The following is a 15,460-nucleotide window of genomic DNA, read 5'->3' on the forward strand; positions in this document are numbered from 1 at the left end:
ACCCATGTCTGCCAATTCCACCGTGACCACCGCGAACGGCCAGTGGCGCGGAATCATCGAGGAGTACCGCGACCGGCTGCCGGTCAGCGACACGACCGAGGTCGTCACCCTCCGGGAAGGCGGTACGCCGCTGGTGCCCGCCCAGGTGCTGTCGGAGCGCACCGGGTGCGAGGTGCACCTCAAGGTCGAGGGTGCCAACCCCACGGGCTCGTTCAAGGACCGCGGGATGACGATGGCCATCACCCGCGCCAAGGAGGAGGGTGCCAAGGCCGTCATCTGCGCCTCCACCGGCAACACCTCCGCCTCGGCCGCCGCCTACGCGGTCCGCGCCGGAATGGTCTGCGCGGTCCTGGTCCCGCAGGGCAAGATCGCGCTCGGCAAGATGGGCCAGGCGCTGGTGCACGGCGCCAAGATCCTCCAGGTCGATGGAAATTTCGACGACTGTCTGACCCTGGCCCGGGGTCTCTCCGAGAAGTACCCGGTCGCACTTGTGAACTCCGTGAACCCGGTGCGCATCGAGGGCCAGAAGACCGCGGCCTTCGAAATCGTCGACATGCTCGGTGACGCCCCGGACATCCATGTGCTGCCCGTCGGCAACGCCGGCAACATCACCGCCTACTGGAGGGGCTACCGGGAGTACGCGGCCGACGGCATCGCCGCCCGCACCCCGCGGATGTGGGGCTTCCAGGCGTCCGGCAGCGCCCCGATCGTGCGCGGCGAGGTGGTCAAGGACCCGCACACCATCGCCACCGCGATCCGGATCGGCAACCCCGCCTCGTGGGAGTTCGCCGAGCGCGCCCGGGACGAGTCCGGCGGCCTCATCGACGAGGTGACGGACCGTCAAATCCTGGCGGCGTACCGCCTGTTGGCCGCCAAGGAGGGCGTCTTCGTGGAGCCCGCCTCGGCCGCCTCGGTCGCCGGTCTGCTCAAGGCCGCCGAGGAGGGCAAGGTCGACCCCGGCCAGCGGATCGTCTGCACGGTCACCGGTAACGGCCTCAAGGACCCCGACTGGGCGGTGGCCGGTGCGCCGCAGCCGGTCACGGTCCCGATCGACGCCGACGCCGCCGCCGAGCGGCTCGGCCTCGCCTGACCGGCCCGGACGCCCCCGGGCCTGCGGATATGTCGCGGGGGCGACGGGTCGGCCGGCCGCCCGTCGCCCCTCGTGGCGCCCTGTGCACCAAGCCCCGGCAAACGCTGCAAACACTGCAAATGCGGCGTCGGGGCATACGATGGCGTGCGACACGCATCGTGCGCCTCCTGTGCGCCCTATGTCGCGACAGAACCTTCCTTCGATAGGCTGGCACCCAACTCCCCTCCCCACGGCATAACGCAGTGGTGTGCAGGGCAGGTCAGAACAGACCCCACGAGCCGACCGGGCACCTCGGTGCCGCCGGTGCTGCGCTCCGGGTCAGTACCGCAGCATCAACCAAGGAGAGTCATCGAGCGATGGCCGGTCCCGCGTTCCGCGCCGCCGCCGTCCGGGTGCGCACCCCCGCTACCAGCGCCAATCTCGGCCCCGGCTTCGATGCCCTGGGACTTTCCCTGGGTCTGTACGACGACGTCGTGGTGCGTGTCGCCGACTCCGGCCTGCACGTCGACATCGCCGGCGAGGGAGCCGACACGCTGCCGCGCGACGAGAACCATCTGCTCGTACGGGCCATGCGCACCGCCTTCGACCTGCTCGGCGGGCAGCCGCGCGGCCTGGAAATCGTCTGCGCCAACCGCATTCCGCACGGCCGCGGCCTGGGCTCCTCATCGGCCGCCATCTGCGCCGGGATCGTCGCCGCCCGCGCCGTGACCATAGGCGGCGAGCAGAAGCTCGACGACACCGCGCTGCTGGAACTCGCCAACGAGATCGAGGGCCATCCCGACAACGTCGCCGCCTGTCTGCTCGGTGGTTTCACCCTTGCCTGGATGGACACCGGCACCGCCCGGGCGATCCGGATGGATCCCGCCGATTCCATCGTTCCGGTGGTCTTCGTGCCCGGCAAACCGGTGCTGACCGAGACCGCTCGCGGACTGCTGCCGCGCACCGTCCCGCACGTGGACGCCGCGGCCAACGCCGGTCGCGCCGCACTGCTCGTCGAGGCCCTGACCAGGCGCCCCGAGCTGCTGCTCGCCGCGACCGAGGACCGACTTCACCAGGACTACCGCACCCCGGCGATGCCGGAGAGCATGGCCCTGGTGAACCGACTGCGCGCGGACGGCGTCCCCGCAGTCATCTCCGGTGCGGGCCCGACGGTGCTCGCACTGGTGGAAGAAGCGGCGGCCGACAAGGTCGCGGCGCTGGCGGGAGAGGGGTGGGCGGCCAACCGGCTGACCCTCGACGCGGCTGGTACGTGTGTGCTGCCGCTCGCCGGGTGATCGCACCGAGCGATCGTCGATTGCCGGTCTTGGAGAGGGGGAATGTTTGTTGGATCCGGTAGTGTTAACCTCAAGTCAGTACTCGACGCCAGTGTGGCGCGGTGCTTCGTGTCCCCCATTGGGACCACTTTCTTCCGGGAGCCTCCCAAACTGCTTGGAGCAATTGCCTGAGCAGAAGTGAGCACGCTCCGGAATCGGCGTGACGACAAAAGACACACCCCAGATCTTCACGCCGAAGCCATGAATTGATCTTTCCGCCGTATCCGGCGGGACCACCGCCCCGGCCCGGTCCGCAAGACCCAGGACCCAGCCGGACAGCACAACCGGTCGCCGAGCCAGACAGGCCGACGCCCGCTCCAGGGAAGGACCCTTCGTGAGCGACACCACCGATCTGATGGGCGCGCGCACCGATGGCAGTGCCACCACGCCCGCCACGGACGCTCCCGCCGCGCCTGCCACCACGCGACGCCGCCGCTCCGGCACCGGCCTTGAGGGCATGGTCCTGGCAGAGCTCCAGCAGATTGCCTCCGGCCTCGGTATCAAGGGCACCGCGCGGATGCGCAAGAGCCAGCTGATCGAGGTCATCAAGGAGAAGCAGGCTGCCGGTTCCGGGGCCGCTGCCAAGGCCGACGCGCCCGCAGACACCGAGACCAAGCCCAAGCGCCGCACGACCTCCAAGGCCCGTACGGGCGAGGACGGCGCCGAGCCGGCGGCCAAGGCCGAGAAGGCCGCCAAGTCGACCAAGGCCGCGGACAAGTCCGGGACGCAGCAGCAGATCGACATCCCGGGCCAGCCGGTCAGCGACGAGGCGCCGGCCGGCGAGCGTCGCCGTCGCCGGGCCACCGCCCCCGCGGGCAGCCCGGACGCCGACGTCCGCACCGAGGCCAAGGTCGAGGCCGCCACCGCGGTCAAGACCGAGGTCCGTACCGACACCGCGGTCGCCCCGCAGGAGGCCGGCGAGGGCCGGTCCGCCAAGGGCGCCGAGCGCCAGGACCGCGGGGACCGCCAGGACCGCGGTCAGAAGGGCGAGCGCGGTCGGCGCGATCGTGACCGCGATCGTGACCGCGACCGTCGTAAGACCGACGCGGGCGACAGCGGCCAGGGCGGCAACCGCCAGCGGGACCGCCGGGACGGCGACGACGAGGACTTCGAGGGCGGCCGGCGCGGTCGGCGCGGCCGTTACCGCGACCGCCGCGGGCGCCGTGGCCGCGAGGACTTCGCCGGTGAGCCGCAGGTGGCCGAGGACGACGTGCTGATCCCGGTCGCGGGCATCCTCGACATCCTCGACAACTACGCGTTCATCCGGACCTCCGGCTACCTGCCCGGTCCGAACGACGTGTACGTCTCGCTCGCCCAGGTCCGCAAGAACGGCCTGCGCAAGGGCGACCACGTCACCGGCGCGGTCCGCCAGCCCAAGGACGGCGAGCGGCGCGAGAAGTTCAACGCCCTGGTGCGACTGGACAGCGTCAACAGCATGGCGCCCGAACAGGGCCGCCAGCGGCCGGAGTTCGGGAAGCTGACGCCCCTTTACCCGCAGGAGCGACTGCGCCTGGAGGGCGAGTCGGGCGGCCTGACGACCCGGATCATCGACCTGGTCACGCCGATCGGCAAGGGCCAGCGTGGTCTGATCGTGGCCCCGCCGAAGACCGGCAAGACCATGATCATGCAGGCGATCGCCAACTCGATCACCCGCAACAACCCCGAGTGCCACCTGATGGTCGTCCTCGTCGACGAGCGTCCGGAAGAGGTCACCGACATGCAGCGGTCGGTCAAGGGCGAGGTCATCTCCTCGACCTTCGACCGCCCGGCCGAGGACCACACCACCGTCGCCGAGCTCGCCATCGAGCGCGCCAAGCGCCTGGTGGAGCTGGGTCACGACGTCGTCGTCCTGCTGGACTCCATCACCCGCCTGGGCCGCGCGTACAACCTCGCGGCGCCCGCCTCCGGCCGCATCCTGTCCGGTGGTGTCGACTCGACCGCGCTCTACCCGCCGAAGCGCTTCTTCGGTGCCGCGCGCAACATCGAGGACGGCGGTTCGCTGACCATCCTGGCCACCGCGCTGGTCGAGACCGGCTCGCGGATGGACGAGGTGATCTTCGAGGAGTTCAAGGGCACCGGCAACCTGGAGCTCAAGCTCGACCGCAAGCTCTCCGACAAGCGCATCTTCCCCGCGGTGGACGTGGACGCGTCCAGCACCCGTAAGGAAGAGATCCTGATGGGCAGCGACGAGCTGGCCATCGTCTGGAAGCTGCGCCGGGTGCTGCACGCGCTGGACCAGCAGCAGGCCATCGAGCTGCTGCTGGACAAGATGAAGCAGACGAAGTCCAACGCGGAGTTCCTGCTCCAGATCCAGAAGACGACGCCGACCACGGGCAACGGCAACGACTGACGCCCGCGGCCACGCCGCCTTGCGACCGGGCCCCCTCACCCCCGCGGGTGAGGGGGCCCGGCGCGTTCCGTCCGGCCGCGCCCCGCGGGTGTGAGCTGCGCCGCGCGGCACCGTGTCCCGATTGAGACCTTTCGCACAGATCCGTACGGCGTACGAGGTTTCCTCCCGCGCACACGCCGCGGCGAAAGCGCTGGTGAGAGCCGTGTAGCGGCCCGCGCGCCGGCTCCGCGCACCCCGTTCTTCTAAGAAGACGCTCATAACGCGCTGTGCAACCCTTCCGGTCGGCCTCTCGTCTGACTAGGCAATCCACCGCTTACGGCAGGGAGACGGCGAGGCGCAGTCGACCGACGAAGGACTGAGGAACAGATGGCGCAGAGCGACGGGACCGCGCAGGCGGCCGGAGACCGCGGCCGCTCCATACGTGCCACCGGCCGGCGGCGCAAGGCCCCCACCCGGCGTCGCCGGGCCCTCACCACCACGCTGTGCGCGCTGGTCGGCGTCGTCCTGCTCGGCGGCGCCGGGCTCGGCTACCTCTACTTCAAGTTCAACGGCAACCTGACCGGCGTCGACATCAACGCCGCGCTCGGCAAGGACCGGCCCCAGAACATCGACAACGGCTCGATGGACATCCTCGTCATGGGCTCCGACTCCCGCTCCGGCAGCAACGCCTCCTACGGCAAGGACGAGGGCGGGGCGCGCTCGGACACCGCGATGATCGTGCACGTCTTCAAGGGCCACAAGAAGGCCAGCGTCGTCAGCATCCCCCGGGACACCCTGGTCACCCGGCCCGACTGCACCCAGGGCGGCCGGACCGTCCCCGGGCAGCGCCGGGCGATGTTCAACACCGCCTTCGAGGTCGGCGGACCGGCCTGCGCCGTCAAGACCGTCGAGTCGATGAGCGGGATCCGCATGGACCACTTCGTCGAGGTCGACTTCACCGGCTTCAAGAAGCTGATCGACGCCCTCGGCGGGGTGGAGATCACCACCTCCAAGCCGATCAACGACAAGTACAGCCACCTGCACCTGCAGCCCGGCACCCACACCCTGGGCGGCGAGGACGCCCTCGGGCTGGTCCGCACCCGGCACGGCGTCCCCGGCGGCGACGGCAGTGACCTGGGCCGCATCCAGCTCCAGCAGACCTTCGTCAAGGCGCTGATGAAGCAGGTCCGCAGCGTCGGCCTGCTCACCAACCCGGCCAAGCTCTACACCATCGCCGACACCGCCACCAAGGCCGTCACCACCGACACCGACCTCAACTCGGTCACCGCGCTGACCGGCCTGGCCAAGGAGCTCGGCGGGATACCGGCCGACGCCATCGACATGGTGACGCTCCCGGTGACGTACGACCCGATCAACCCCGATCGGGTGCTGCCGCTCACCACCCAGGGCCGCAAGGTCTGGGACGCGCTCCGCGACGACCAGGACATTCCGAAGTCCGCGATCAAGGGTTCCGCAGGTGACAAGGGCGGTACGTCCCACTACGTGAAGTAGCCGCGACCCCGCGTCGACCGCCCGGGAATGCCGGGTGGGCGGGCGGGGGAATAGCTCCGGCCGTACCCCCGTTTTGGGAGATACGGCCAGTGCTGGCAGACTGGACCGTCGGCCCCGGTTCACGTGACGCAATCAGCGCCACGACCCGGTGCACTCCCGAACCTAGGAGAATCCCTTGAAGCGCGACATCCACCCGGAGTACGTCGAGACCCAGGTCAGCTGCACCTGTGGCGCGTCCTTCACCACCCGTAGCACCGTGGCCGGCGGCAGCATCCGCGCGGACATCTGCTCCGAGTGCCACCCGTTCTACACGGGCAAGCAGAAGATCATGGACACGGGCGGCCGTGTGGCCCGCTTCGAGGCCCGCTTCGGCAAGTCCGCCGCGGCCGCCAAGAAGTAGCGACCCGCAAGGCGCCGGTCTCCGGTCGCCCCCGGATCAGGGGGGACCGGACCGGCGTCTTTGTCGTCCGTACCCTCTGCCCCTCCGGCCGGGGGGACGGCCCGCCGCACCGCGGCACAGGGGCACTGTCGCCCAGGGAAGTCACACCAGCAGTCAGCAGAGGAACACACGATGTTCGAGGCAGTCGAGGAACTGGTCGGCGAGCACGCCGACCTCGAAAAGCGGCTGGCCGATCCGGCGGTCCACACGGACCAGCGCGAGGCCATGCGGCTGAACAAGCGCTATGCCGAACTGACCCCGATCATCGCCACGTACCGCGCGTGGAAGCAGACCGGCGACGACATCGAGACCGCCCGCGAACTCAGCCAGGTCGACCCTGACTTCGCCGACGAGGTCAAGGAGCTCGACGCCCGGCGCGTGGAGCTCACCGAGAAGCTGCGGCTGCTGCTCGTTCCGCGTGACCCCAGTGACGACAAGGACGTGATCCTGGAGGTCAAGGCGGGCGAGGGCGGCGAGGAGTCCGCGCTGTTCGCCGGCGACCTGCTGCGGATGTACCTGCGGTACGCCGAGCGGGTCGGCTGGAAGACCGAGATCCTGGACGCCAACGAGTCCGACCTCGGCGGCTACAAGGACGTCCAGGTCGCGGTGAAGACCAAGGGCGGCGGCGGGGCCACCGAGCCGGGGCAGGGCGTCTGGGCGCGGCTGAAGTACGAGGGCGGGGTGCACCGCGTCCAGCGGGTGCCCGCCACCGAGTCGCAGGGCCGGATCCACACCTCGGCGGCCGGCGTGCTGGTCACGCCGGAGGCCGAGGAGGTCGAGGTCGAGATCGTCGCCAACGACCTGCGGATCGACGTCTACCGCTCCTCGGGGCCGGGCGGCCAGTCGGTCAACACCACCGACTCCGCGGTCCGGATCACCCACCTGCCCAGCGGCATCGTGGTCTCCTGCCAGAACGAGAAGAGCCAGCTCCAGAACAAGGAGCAGGCGATGCGCATCCTCCGCTCGCGGCTGCTGGCCGCGGCCCAGGAGGAGGCCGAGCGGGAGGCTTCGGACGCCCGGCGCAGCCAGGTGCGCACCGTGGACCGCTCGGAGCGCATCCGCACGTACAACTTCCCGGAGAACCGCATCTCGGATCACCGGGTCGGCTTCAAGGCGTACAACTTGGACCAGGTGCTCGACGGCGAGCTGGACCCGGTCATCCAGGCGTGTGTCGACGCCGATGCGGCGGCCAAGCTCGCCGCCGCCCAGTAACACCGCAAGACCCAGGACGTACCGGCTGGAGGACCAGTGCCGCACGATGCAGGGGGGCGCCCCCCGATCTCCCGATCGTTGCTGCTCGCGGAGGTGGCCCAGGCCACCCAGCGGCTGGCCGATGCCGGCGTGCCCTCGCCGCGTTTCGACGCGGAGGAGTTGGCCGCGCATGTGCACGGCGTGAAGCGCAGCCAATTGCACACCGTCGCCGACGCGGACTTCGACGCCCGCTACTGGGAGGCCATCGCCCGCCGCGAGGCGCGCGAGCCGCTCCAGCACATCACCGGTCGGGCGTTCTTCCGCTACCTCGAACTCGCCGTCGGGCCCGGGGTGTTCGTCCCCCGCCCGGAGACCGAGTCGGTGGTCGGCTGGGCCATAGACGCGGTGCGCGCCATGGACGTCGTCGAACCCCTGATCGTCGACCTCTGCACCGGCTCGGGGGCGATCGCCCTCGCCCTGGCGCAGGAGGTCCCGCGGTCGCGGGTGCACGCCGTGGAGCTCTCCGAGGAGGCCCTGGGCTACGCCCGCAAGAACGTCGAGGGGTCCCGCGTCGTTCTCCACCACGGCGACGCGCTCACCGCGCTCCCCGAACTGGACGGGCAGGTCGACCTGGTGATCTCCAACCCGCCGTACATCCCGCTCACCGAGTGGGAGTACGTCGCCCCCGAGGCCCGCGACCACGACCCGGAGCTGGCGCTGTTCTCCGGCGAGGACGGCCTGGACACCATCCGGGGCATCGAGCGGACCGCGCACCGCCTGCTGCGGCCGGGCGGCGTGGTCGTCGTCGAGCACGCCGACACCCAGGGCGGACAGGTGCCGTGGATCTTCAACGAGGAGCAGGGCTGGGCCGACGCGGCCGACCACCCCGACCTCAACAACCGGCCCCGATTCGCCACCGCGCGCCGGGCGACGCCATGAACCGCCCCGTTCCGGCGCCCGAGGCAGCCGACGCATCCGAAGTATTCGTTCCGCACGAGGAGGACCGCTAATGGCACGGCGATACGACTGCAGCGACGCGACCGACCGCGCGACCGGCCTGCGTGAGGCCGCCTCGGCCGTCCGCCGCGGCGAGCTGGTCGTGCTGCCGACCGACACCGTCTACGGCATCGGTGCGGACGCCTTCAGTCCGGAGGCCGTCGGCGACCTGCTGGAGGCCAAGGGCCGCGGCCGGGGGATGCCCACCCCGGTCCTGGTCGGTTCCCCCAACACCCTGCACGGCCTGGTCACCGAGTTCTCCGAGCAGGCGTGGGAACTGGTCGACGCGTTCTGGCCGGGGGCGCTCACCCTCGTCGCCAAGCACCAGCCGTCGCTGACCTGGGACCTCGGCGAGACCCGCGGCACGGTCGCCGTGCGGATGCCGCTGCACCCGGTCGCGATCGAGCTGCTCACCGAGTTCGGCCCGATGGCGGTCTCCAGCGCCAACCTCACCGGCCATCCGTCGCCGCAGGACTGCGACGCCGCCCAGGAGATGCTCGGCGACTCGGTCTCCGTCTACCTCGACGCCGGCCCGACGCCCGCCGCCGTGCCGTCCTCGATCGTGGACGTCACCGGCAAGGTGCCGGTGCTGCTGCGCGAGGGCGCGATCAGTGCGGAGGAACTGCGCAAGGTCGTACCCGAGCTCGAGGTGGCGCATTGATGCCCCCGCCGCAGGGGCGTGGCATAGCGGGACCAGGCGACGACCCCTTCGCCGCCCCGGCGGACCCCATGCCCTGTTTCCGGATCCTCCACGTCAGCACCGGCAACGTCTGCCGCTCGCCGATCACCGAGCGGCTGCACCGGCACGCCCTGCAGGAGCGGCTGGGCTCTCCGCAAGCAGTCCGCGGCTGCGGGCTCCTGGTGGAGAGCGCGGGCACCTGGGGCCATGAGGGCGCCCCCATGGAGGCGCACGCCGCGACGGTGCTCGCCGACTACGGCGCGGACCCGGCCGGCTTCATCGGCCGCGAGCTGCTCGACGAGCACGTCATCCGGGCCGACCTGGTGCTCACCGCGACCCGCGACCACCGCGCGCAGGTCATCTCGATGGGGCACTCCGCCGGGCTGCGGACCTTCACGCTGAAGGAGTTCAACCGGCTGGTTCGCGCCATAGATCCGGCCACCTTGCCGGCGCCCGACCCGGACCTGCCCGACAGCGGGCTGGTCGAGCGCGCCCGCGCGCTGGTCGGCGCGGCCGCCGCGCTGCGCGGCTGGCTGCTCGCGCCCAACCCGGAGTCCGACGAGGTCTACGACCCCTACGGCGCGCCGATCACGTTCTTCCGCTCCATCGGCGACGAGATCAACCGCGCGCTCGATCCGGTCGTCACCGCCCTCACAGGGGTCCCGGCACCGGCGTAGCACCCCGGGGAACGGCCCTGGAGGCCGCTGTGCGGCCCGTGGGCCGGCCCCGGGACCCGATTGCCCCGCCCGCCGCGCCCGATCCCCGTGCCGCGCCTACATTGGGATTGGGGCCTGCCCGGCAGATCGAGGTCCGGGGCGGGCCCTGGGGGCACGTGCGACGTGCCCTGGTCCCCGCACGAGGCCCGGAGCCAGCGATGCCCGCCACCACCGCGTCATCCCGCCGTACGTCCGCCGCCGGCCGCGCCCCGGCCGGCGAGCCCCGGGCCGCCGCGGCGGCCGCATCCGTCGAGCAGCGGGCGCAGGAAGCGGCCCGCGACGAGGTCACCCGACCGCCCGGCGCACCGGACTTCGCCGCCCTCCTGGGCCAGGACCCGGAGATCGCCGGCGTCCTGCTGGCGGAGAGCGCCCGACAGAGCGACGGGCTGCAACTCATCGCCGCGGAGAACTTCGTCTCGCCCGCGGTCCTGGCCGCCCTCGGCTCCCCGCTGAGCAACAAGTACGCCGAGGGCTATCCGGGCGCCCGGCACCACGGCGGCTGCGAGATCGTGGACCTCGCCGAGCGGATCGCGGTGGAGCGCGCCAAGGCCCTGTTCGGCGCCGAACACGCCAATGTCCAGTCCCACTCGGGGTCTTCGGCCGTCCTGGCCGCCTACGCCGCCCTGCTGCGCCCCGGCGACACCGTGCTGGCGATGTCCCTGCCGCACGGCGGGCACCTCACCCACGGCTCGCCGGCCAACTTCTCCGGCCGGTGGTTCGACTTCGCCGGCTACGGCGTCGACGGCGCCACCGGGCTGCTCGACTACGACGCGATCCGCGCCCTGGCCCGCGAGCGCCGGCCCAAGGCCCTGGTCTGCGGCTCGATCTCCTACCCGCGGCACATCGACTACGCCGCGTTCCGCGACATCGCCGACGAGACCGGCGCGTACCTGATCGCCGACGTGGCGCACCCGATGGGGTTGATCGCCGGCCGCGCGGCCCCCAGCCCGGTGCCGTACGCCGACGTGGTGTGCGCGACCACCCACAAGGTGCTGCGCGGGCCGCGCGGCGGGATGATCCTGTGCCGGGGGCGGCTGGCCGAGCGCATCGACCGCGCGGTGTTCCCGTTCACCCAGGGTGGCGCCCAGATGAACGCGATCGCCGCCAAGGCGGTGGCCTTCGCGGAGGCCGCCCGGCCCGCCTTCCGCACCTACGCCCGCCAGGTCATCGCCAACGCCCGGGCGCTGGCCGGCGCGCTGGCCGCGGAGGGCCTGCGGATCACCACGGGCGGCACCGACACCCACCTGATCACCGCGGACACCGCCCCGCTCGGCGTGGACGCGCGCACCGCCCGCGGCCGGCTGGCGGCGTCCGGGATCGTGCTGGACACCTGCGCGCTGCCGGGCGCCGAACCGGCCACGGCGTCCCGGGGCTGCCCGACCGGGATCCGTCTGGGCACCGCCGCGGTGACGACGCAGGGGATGGGCGAGGCCGAAATGCACCGGATCGCGGAGTTGATCGGGGCGGCGCTGCGGGAGGACGGCGCGGTGCGGGCCGCGATCGCCGGCCTGGTCGGCCGATTCCCGCCCTATCCCGATCAGGGCTGATCCGGGCGGAATCGGGAACCACCGGTGGGACGACGGACGTCCTACCGGGTGTTTCCCTGTATTCACGGCCAGGGGGCGGACACGCATAAGGTGTGAGGCTGTGATGGCCAGCTATCTCGATGGGGCAGCCCGTGCGTGAATACCTGCTGACGCTGTGCGTCACTGCCGCGGTGACCTACCTGCTGACCGGCCCGGTGCGAAAGTTCGCGATCGCGGCCGGTGCGGTACCGGAGATCCGCGCCCGTGACGTGCACCGCGAGCCGACCCCCCGACTGGGCGGGATCGCGATGTTCGGCGGGCTGTGCGCGGGGCTGCTGGTGGCCGCGCACCTGACCAACCTCAAGAGCGTCTTCGAGACCAACGAGCCGCGGGCGCTGCTGTCGGGCGCCGCGCTGATCTGGATCCTCGGCGTGCTCGACGACAAGTGGGGCGTGGACGCGCTGGTCAAGCTGGGCGGCCAGATGATCGCCGCGGGCGTGATGGTCCTTCAGGGCCTGACGATCCTGTACCTCCCGGTCCCCGGCATCGGCACGGTCGCGCTGACGCCCATGCAGGGCACCCTGCTGACCGTCGCACTGGTCGTCATCACGATCAACGCGGTGAACTTCGTGGACGGCCTGGACGGCCTGGCCTCCGGCATGGTCTGCATCGCCGCGGCCGCGTTCTTCATGTACACGTACCGGCTCTGGTTCGGCTACGGCATCGAGGCGGCGGCGCCCGCCACCCTGTTCTCGGTCGTCCTGATGGGCATGTGCCTGGGCTTCCTGCCGCACAACATGCACCCGGCGCGGATCTTCATGGGCGACTCCGGCTCCATGCTGATCGGCCTGGTGATGGCCGCCGGCGCGGTGTCGCTGACCGGCCAGGTCGACCCCGACCTGCTCAACCAGAAGGCGGGCGGTCTGCGCGAGGCGACCCACGCGATGGTGCCGGTCTACATCCCGCTGCTGCTGCCGCTGACGATCATCGCGGTACCGGTCGCGGACCTGATTCTGGCCATTGTGCGACGGACCTGGAAGGGCCAGTCGCCGTTCGCCGCGGACCGCGGGCACCTGCACCACCGCCTGCTGGAGATCGGCCATTCCCACAGCCGCGCGGTGCTGATCATGTACTTCTGGTCCGCGCTGATCGCCTTCGGTGCGGTGGCGTACTCGGCGAACGACGCGAGCATGTGGATCGTTCTGGGAATCGTGCTGCTCAGCGCGGTCGGACTGGTGCTGCTGCTGCTCCCGCGCTTCACCCCGCGCGCCCCGATCTGGGCCGAGCGGCTGGTCCCGCCGCGCTACCGCCGGGTCGTCCGCGGACCGCTCGCCGCGGGCGCGTCGGCGTCGGACGCCACGGCCGACGGGGTGGCCGAGGAGACGTCGGGGGAGGAGCGTCGGACGGCGGTTCCGGCCGGGATCAACGGCGCCACGGCCATCGGCGATCGGTCACGTTTCGTGGACCGTCGGAAGGCGGGGAGTCATCACTGAGGCCCACTGCGGTCGCCCGAACGTGCCTCGAAAATCGGGATGGTTGACCCCATACCAGACAATCGACGGCCCGTCAGTGCACCTATGGGCGCAGTCACTCTCACGTGTGACAGGATCCACACGAAGCAGGTAAAGACCTCATCAAATAGTTTGTGATACCGTTCACGAAACCCGGTGCTAGAGCCGAAGGACCGTAGTGCGACGGTCCTTTGGCCACAGGTTCTTCCTCAGGCCGGGTCTACGCTCGTCCCTGACGACACACCCCCACCCATTGCCGGAGCGCCACCATGCAGTCGAATGACGCCCGACTACTCCTCCACGCCGCCGTGCCCACCCTTGCCGCCGGCGCCATCGCCGTTGCCGTGAGCGGTGCGATCGCAGGCGCGACGGGAGCGATCGGCGCCGTCGTCGGCACCGCGCTGGTGGTGCTGGTGATGGGAGCCGGCCTCGCGGTCCTCCAGTCGACCGCGAAGAAGCTTCCGCAGCTGTTCCAGATGATGGGCCTGCTGCTGTACACCGTGCAGATCCTGTTCGTGGCGGTGTTCCTCATCGCCTTCAAGGACACAACTCTCTTCGACACCAAGGCATTTGCGTTCACGCTGCTCGCTGCCACCCTCGTATGGATCGCCGCCCAGACGCGCGGTCATATGAAGGCGAAGATTCTGTACGTGGACCCCGACTCCGCGAAGGCCGACACGGCCAAGACGGCGGGGTCGCCGACGTGACTCGTAGGGCCGAGATAAATGGCCTCATGCGGGCCTGCTATCGTCCGGTGCCAACTGCGGCGCTGATGGCGCAGGCGGCTGAGCTCCCGGAGTCCACGAGAAGGAACGGGAAGTTCTCGCGGCCAATGCCTGTGATCCGGTCCGGCCTAGTGCCGACCAGCCGCCCCCTAATCCGTAAGACCAGTCCAGTGCCGCTCCGTGGCTCAACGCCGCGCCGACACAACGAGGTTGCCGTACCTATGCGCCACGCTGAAGGAGCTCGCGGTGAGTGCTGAAACGATGCTCGCCTTCGAGACCGACTGCCACATCTTTTCCGGGTGCGGCTTTGATGCTCCCGGGCTTCATAACTTCGTCTTCGAGCCGCTCTTCACCATCGGCGGCTTCGAGTTCAACAAGCCGATGCTGCTGGCCCTGCTCAGCACCGTCGTCGTGGTGTGGTTCTTCTGGGCTGCATTCGGCCGGGCGAAGGTGGTTCCCGGAAAGCTCCAGATGATCGGCGAGGCGGGTTACGACTTCGTCCGCCGCGGGCTCGTTTACGACGCGCTGGGGAAGAAAGAGGGCGACAAGTACGTCCCCTTCATGGTCTCGCTGTTCTTCTTCGTGTGGATGATGAACATCTGGTCGATCATCCCCGTCGCCTCCTTCCCGGTGACGTCGGTGATCGCCTTCCCCGCGGGCCTCGCGGCGATCGTCTACATCCTGTGGGTCTTCCTCACCTTCAAGAAGCACGGCTTCGTCGGCGCCTTCAAGAACTTCACCGGCTACGACAAGTCGCTCGGCTGGGTCCTGCCGCTGCTCATGGTCATCGAGCTCTTCTCGAACCTGATCATCCGGCCCTTCACCCACGCGGTCCGGCTCTTCGCCAACATGTTTGCCGGCCACCTGCTGATCCTGATGTTCACCATCGCCAGCTGGTACCTGCTGAACGGCATCGGCTTCGTCTACGCCGGCGCCTCGTTCATCATGACCCTCCTGATGACGGCCTTCGAGCTGTTCATCCAGGCCGTCCAGGCGTACGTCTTCGTCCTTCTGGCCTGCAACTACGTCCAGGGCGCGCTCGCCGAGCACCACTGAGCACCCCGCCTCCCACCCCAACAGCTGTCCGGTGGCCAACCCCCACCGGTATGTGAAACGAGAAGGAAGTAACGGCATGTCCGCTGCTCTCGAGATGGTCAACCACCTCGCCGCCGCCGGCGACTCCGCCAAGACCACGGTGGTCGGCAATGTCGCGGCGATCGGTTACGGCCTCGCCGCGATCGGCCCCGGTGTCGGCGTCGGCATCATCTTCGGTAACGGCACCCAGGCCCTGGCCCGCCAGCCCGAGGCCGCCGGCCTGATCCGCACCAACCAGATCATGGGTTTCGCCTTCTGTGAGGCGCTCGCCCTGATCGGCATCGTCATGGGCTTCGTCTACAAGTAAACCGAAGCCGCATCGACTATCCATTCAGACG

At 70.3% G+C, this 15,460-nt stretch carries 14 protein-coding genes; all 14 read left to right on the forward strand.

The annotated features are described in order from the left end of the window. Positions 1-4: 4 nt before the first annotated feature. The 14 genes from thrC (at position 5) to atpE (ending at position 15,429) form a co-directional block, all read left to right on the forward strand. Positions 5-1,090, forward strand: a complete 1,086-nt coding sequence (thrC, locus tag JNO44_RS28650) for a threonine synthase (RefSeq protein ID WP_067346930.1) — start codon at positions 5-7, stop codon at positions 1,088-1,090. Between the two features lie 356 nt (positions 1,091-1,446). Next, entirely contained in the window at positions 1,447-2,364 is a 918-nt protein-coding gene (gene thrB, locus JNO44_RS28655) for a homoserine kinase (RefSeq protein ID WP_039632779.1), read from the forward strand. Positions 2,365-2,737: 373 nt separating this feature from the next. Next, positions 2,738-4,753, forward strand: coding sequence for a transcription termination factor Rho (rho, locus tag JNO44_RS28660; protein ID WP_205366663.1), 2,016 nt, complete (start codon positions 2,738-2,740; stop codon positions 4,751-4,753). A 366-nt stretch (positions 4,754-5,119) separates the two neighbouring features. After that, positions 5,120-6,244: an LCP family protein gene (locus tag JNO44_RS28665; RefSeq protein ID WP_205366664.1), complete on the forward strand. Its 1,125-nt coding sequence runs from the start codon at positions 5,120-5,122 to the stop codon at positions 6,242-6,244. A 175-nt stretch (positions 6,245-6,419) separates the two neighbouring features. Further along, complete coding sequence (rpmE, locus tag JNO44_RS28670) at positions 6,420-6,644, forward strand: 50S ribosomal protein L31 (RefSeq protein WP_030065532.1); 225 nt, start codon at positions 6,420-6,422, stop codon at positions 6,642-6,644. Between the two features lie 171 nt (positions 6,645-6,815). Further along, the gene (prfA, locus tag JNO44_RS28675; protein ID WP_205366665.1) at positions 6,816-7,895 is read left to right on the forward strand and encodes a peptide chain release factor 1; all 1,080 of its coding nucleotides are present in this window, start codon (positions 6,816-6,818) and stop codon (positions 7,893-7,895) included. 66 nt (positions 7,896-7,961) lie between these two features. Beyond that, a complete protein-coding gene (gene prmC / locus JNO44_RS28680) occupies positions 7,962-8,813 on the forward strand; it encodes a peptide chain release factor N(5)-glutamine methyltransferase (protein ID WP_079143420.1) in 852 nt (283 codons plus the stop codon). A gap of 70 nt (positions 8,814-8,883) precedes the next feature. Beyond that, positions 8,884-9,531 carry an L-threonylcarbamoyladenylate synthase gene (locus tag JNO44_RS28685; protein ID WP_205366666.1) on the forward strand — a complete coding sequence of 216 codons (648 nt, stop codon included), beginning with the start codon at positions 8,884-8,886 and terminating at the stop codon, positions 9,529-9,531. After that, the gene (locus JNO44_RS28690; protein WP_205366667.1) at positions 9,531-10,226 is read left to right on the forward strand and encodes an arsenate reductase/protein-tyrosine-phosphatase family protein; all 696 of its coding nucleotides are present in this window, start codon (positions 9,531-9,533) and stop codon (positions 10,224-10,226) included. The genes JNO44_RS28685 and JNO44_RS28690 overlap by 1 nt, the downstream gene beginning before the upstream one ends. Before the next feature lie 197 nt (positions 10,227-10,423). Beyond that, entirely contained in the window at positions 10,424-11,812 is a 1,389-nt protein-coding gene (locus JNO44_RS28695) for a serine hydroxymethyltransferase (protein WP_205366668.1), read from the forward strand. A gap of 119 nt (positions 11,813-11,931) precedes the next feature. Next, on the forward strand, positions 11,932-13,284 hold the full coding sequence (locus tag JNO44_RS28700; RefSeq protein WP_205366669.1) for an MraY family glycosyltransferase: 1,353 nt from the start codon (positions 11,932-11,934) through the stop codon (positions 13,282-13,284). Positions 13,285-13,571: 287 nt separating this feature from the next. Then, positions 13,572-14,009 carry a Cg1360 family ATP-synthase-associated protein gene (locus JNO44_RS28705; protein ID WP_205366670.1) on the forward strand — a complete coding sequence of 146 codons (438 nt, stop codon included), beginning with the start codon at positions 13,572-13,574 and terminating at the stop codon, positions 14,007-14,009. Between the two features lie 279 nt (positions 14,010-14,288). Then, a complete protein-coding gene (atpB, locus tag JNO44_RS28710) occupies positions 14,289-15,083 on the forward strand; it encodes a F0F1 ATP synthase subunit A (protein WP_159510355.1) in 795 nt (264 codons plus the stop codon). Between the two features lie 76 nt (positions 15,084-15,159). Continuing rightward, positions 15,160-15,429: an ATP synthase F0 subunit C gene (gene atpE, locus JNO44_RS28715; RefSeq protein ID WP_016570924.1), complete on the forward strand. Its 270-nt coding sequence runs from the start codon at positions 15,160-15,162 to the stop codon at positions 15,427-15,429. Positions 15,430-15,460: the final 31 nt, after the last annotated feature.

Origin of the sequence: Streptomyces noursei (assembly GCF_016917755.1) — a bacterium.
GTDB classification, from domain to species: Bacteria; Actinomycetota; Actinomycetes; order Streptomycetales; family Streptomycetaceae; genus Streptomyces; species Streptomyces yunnanensis.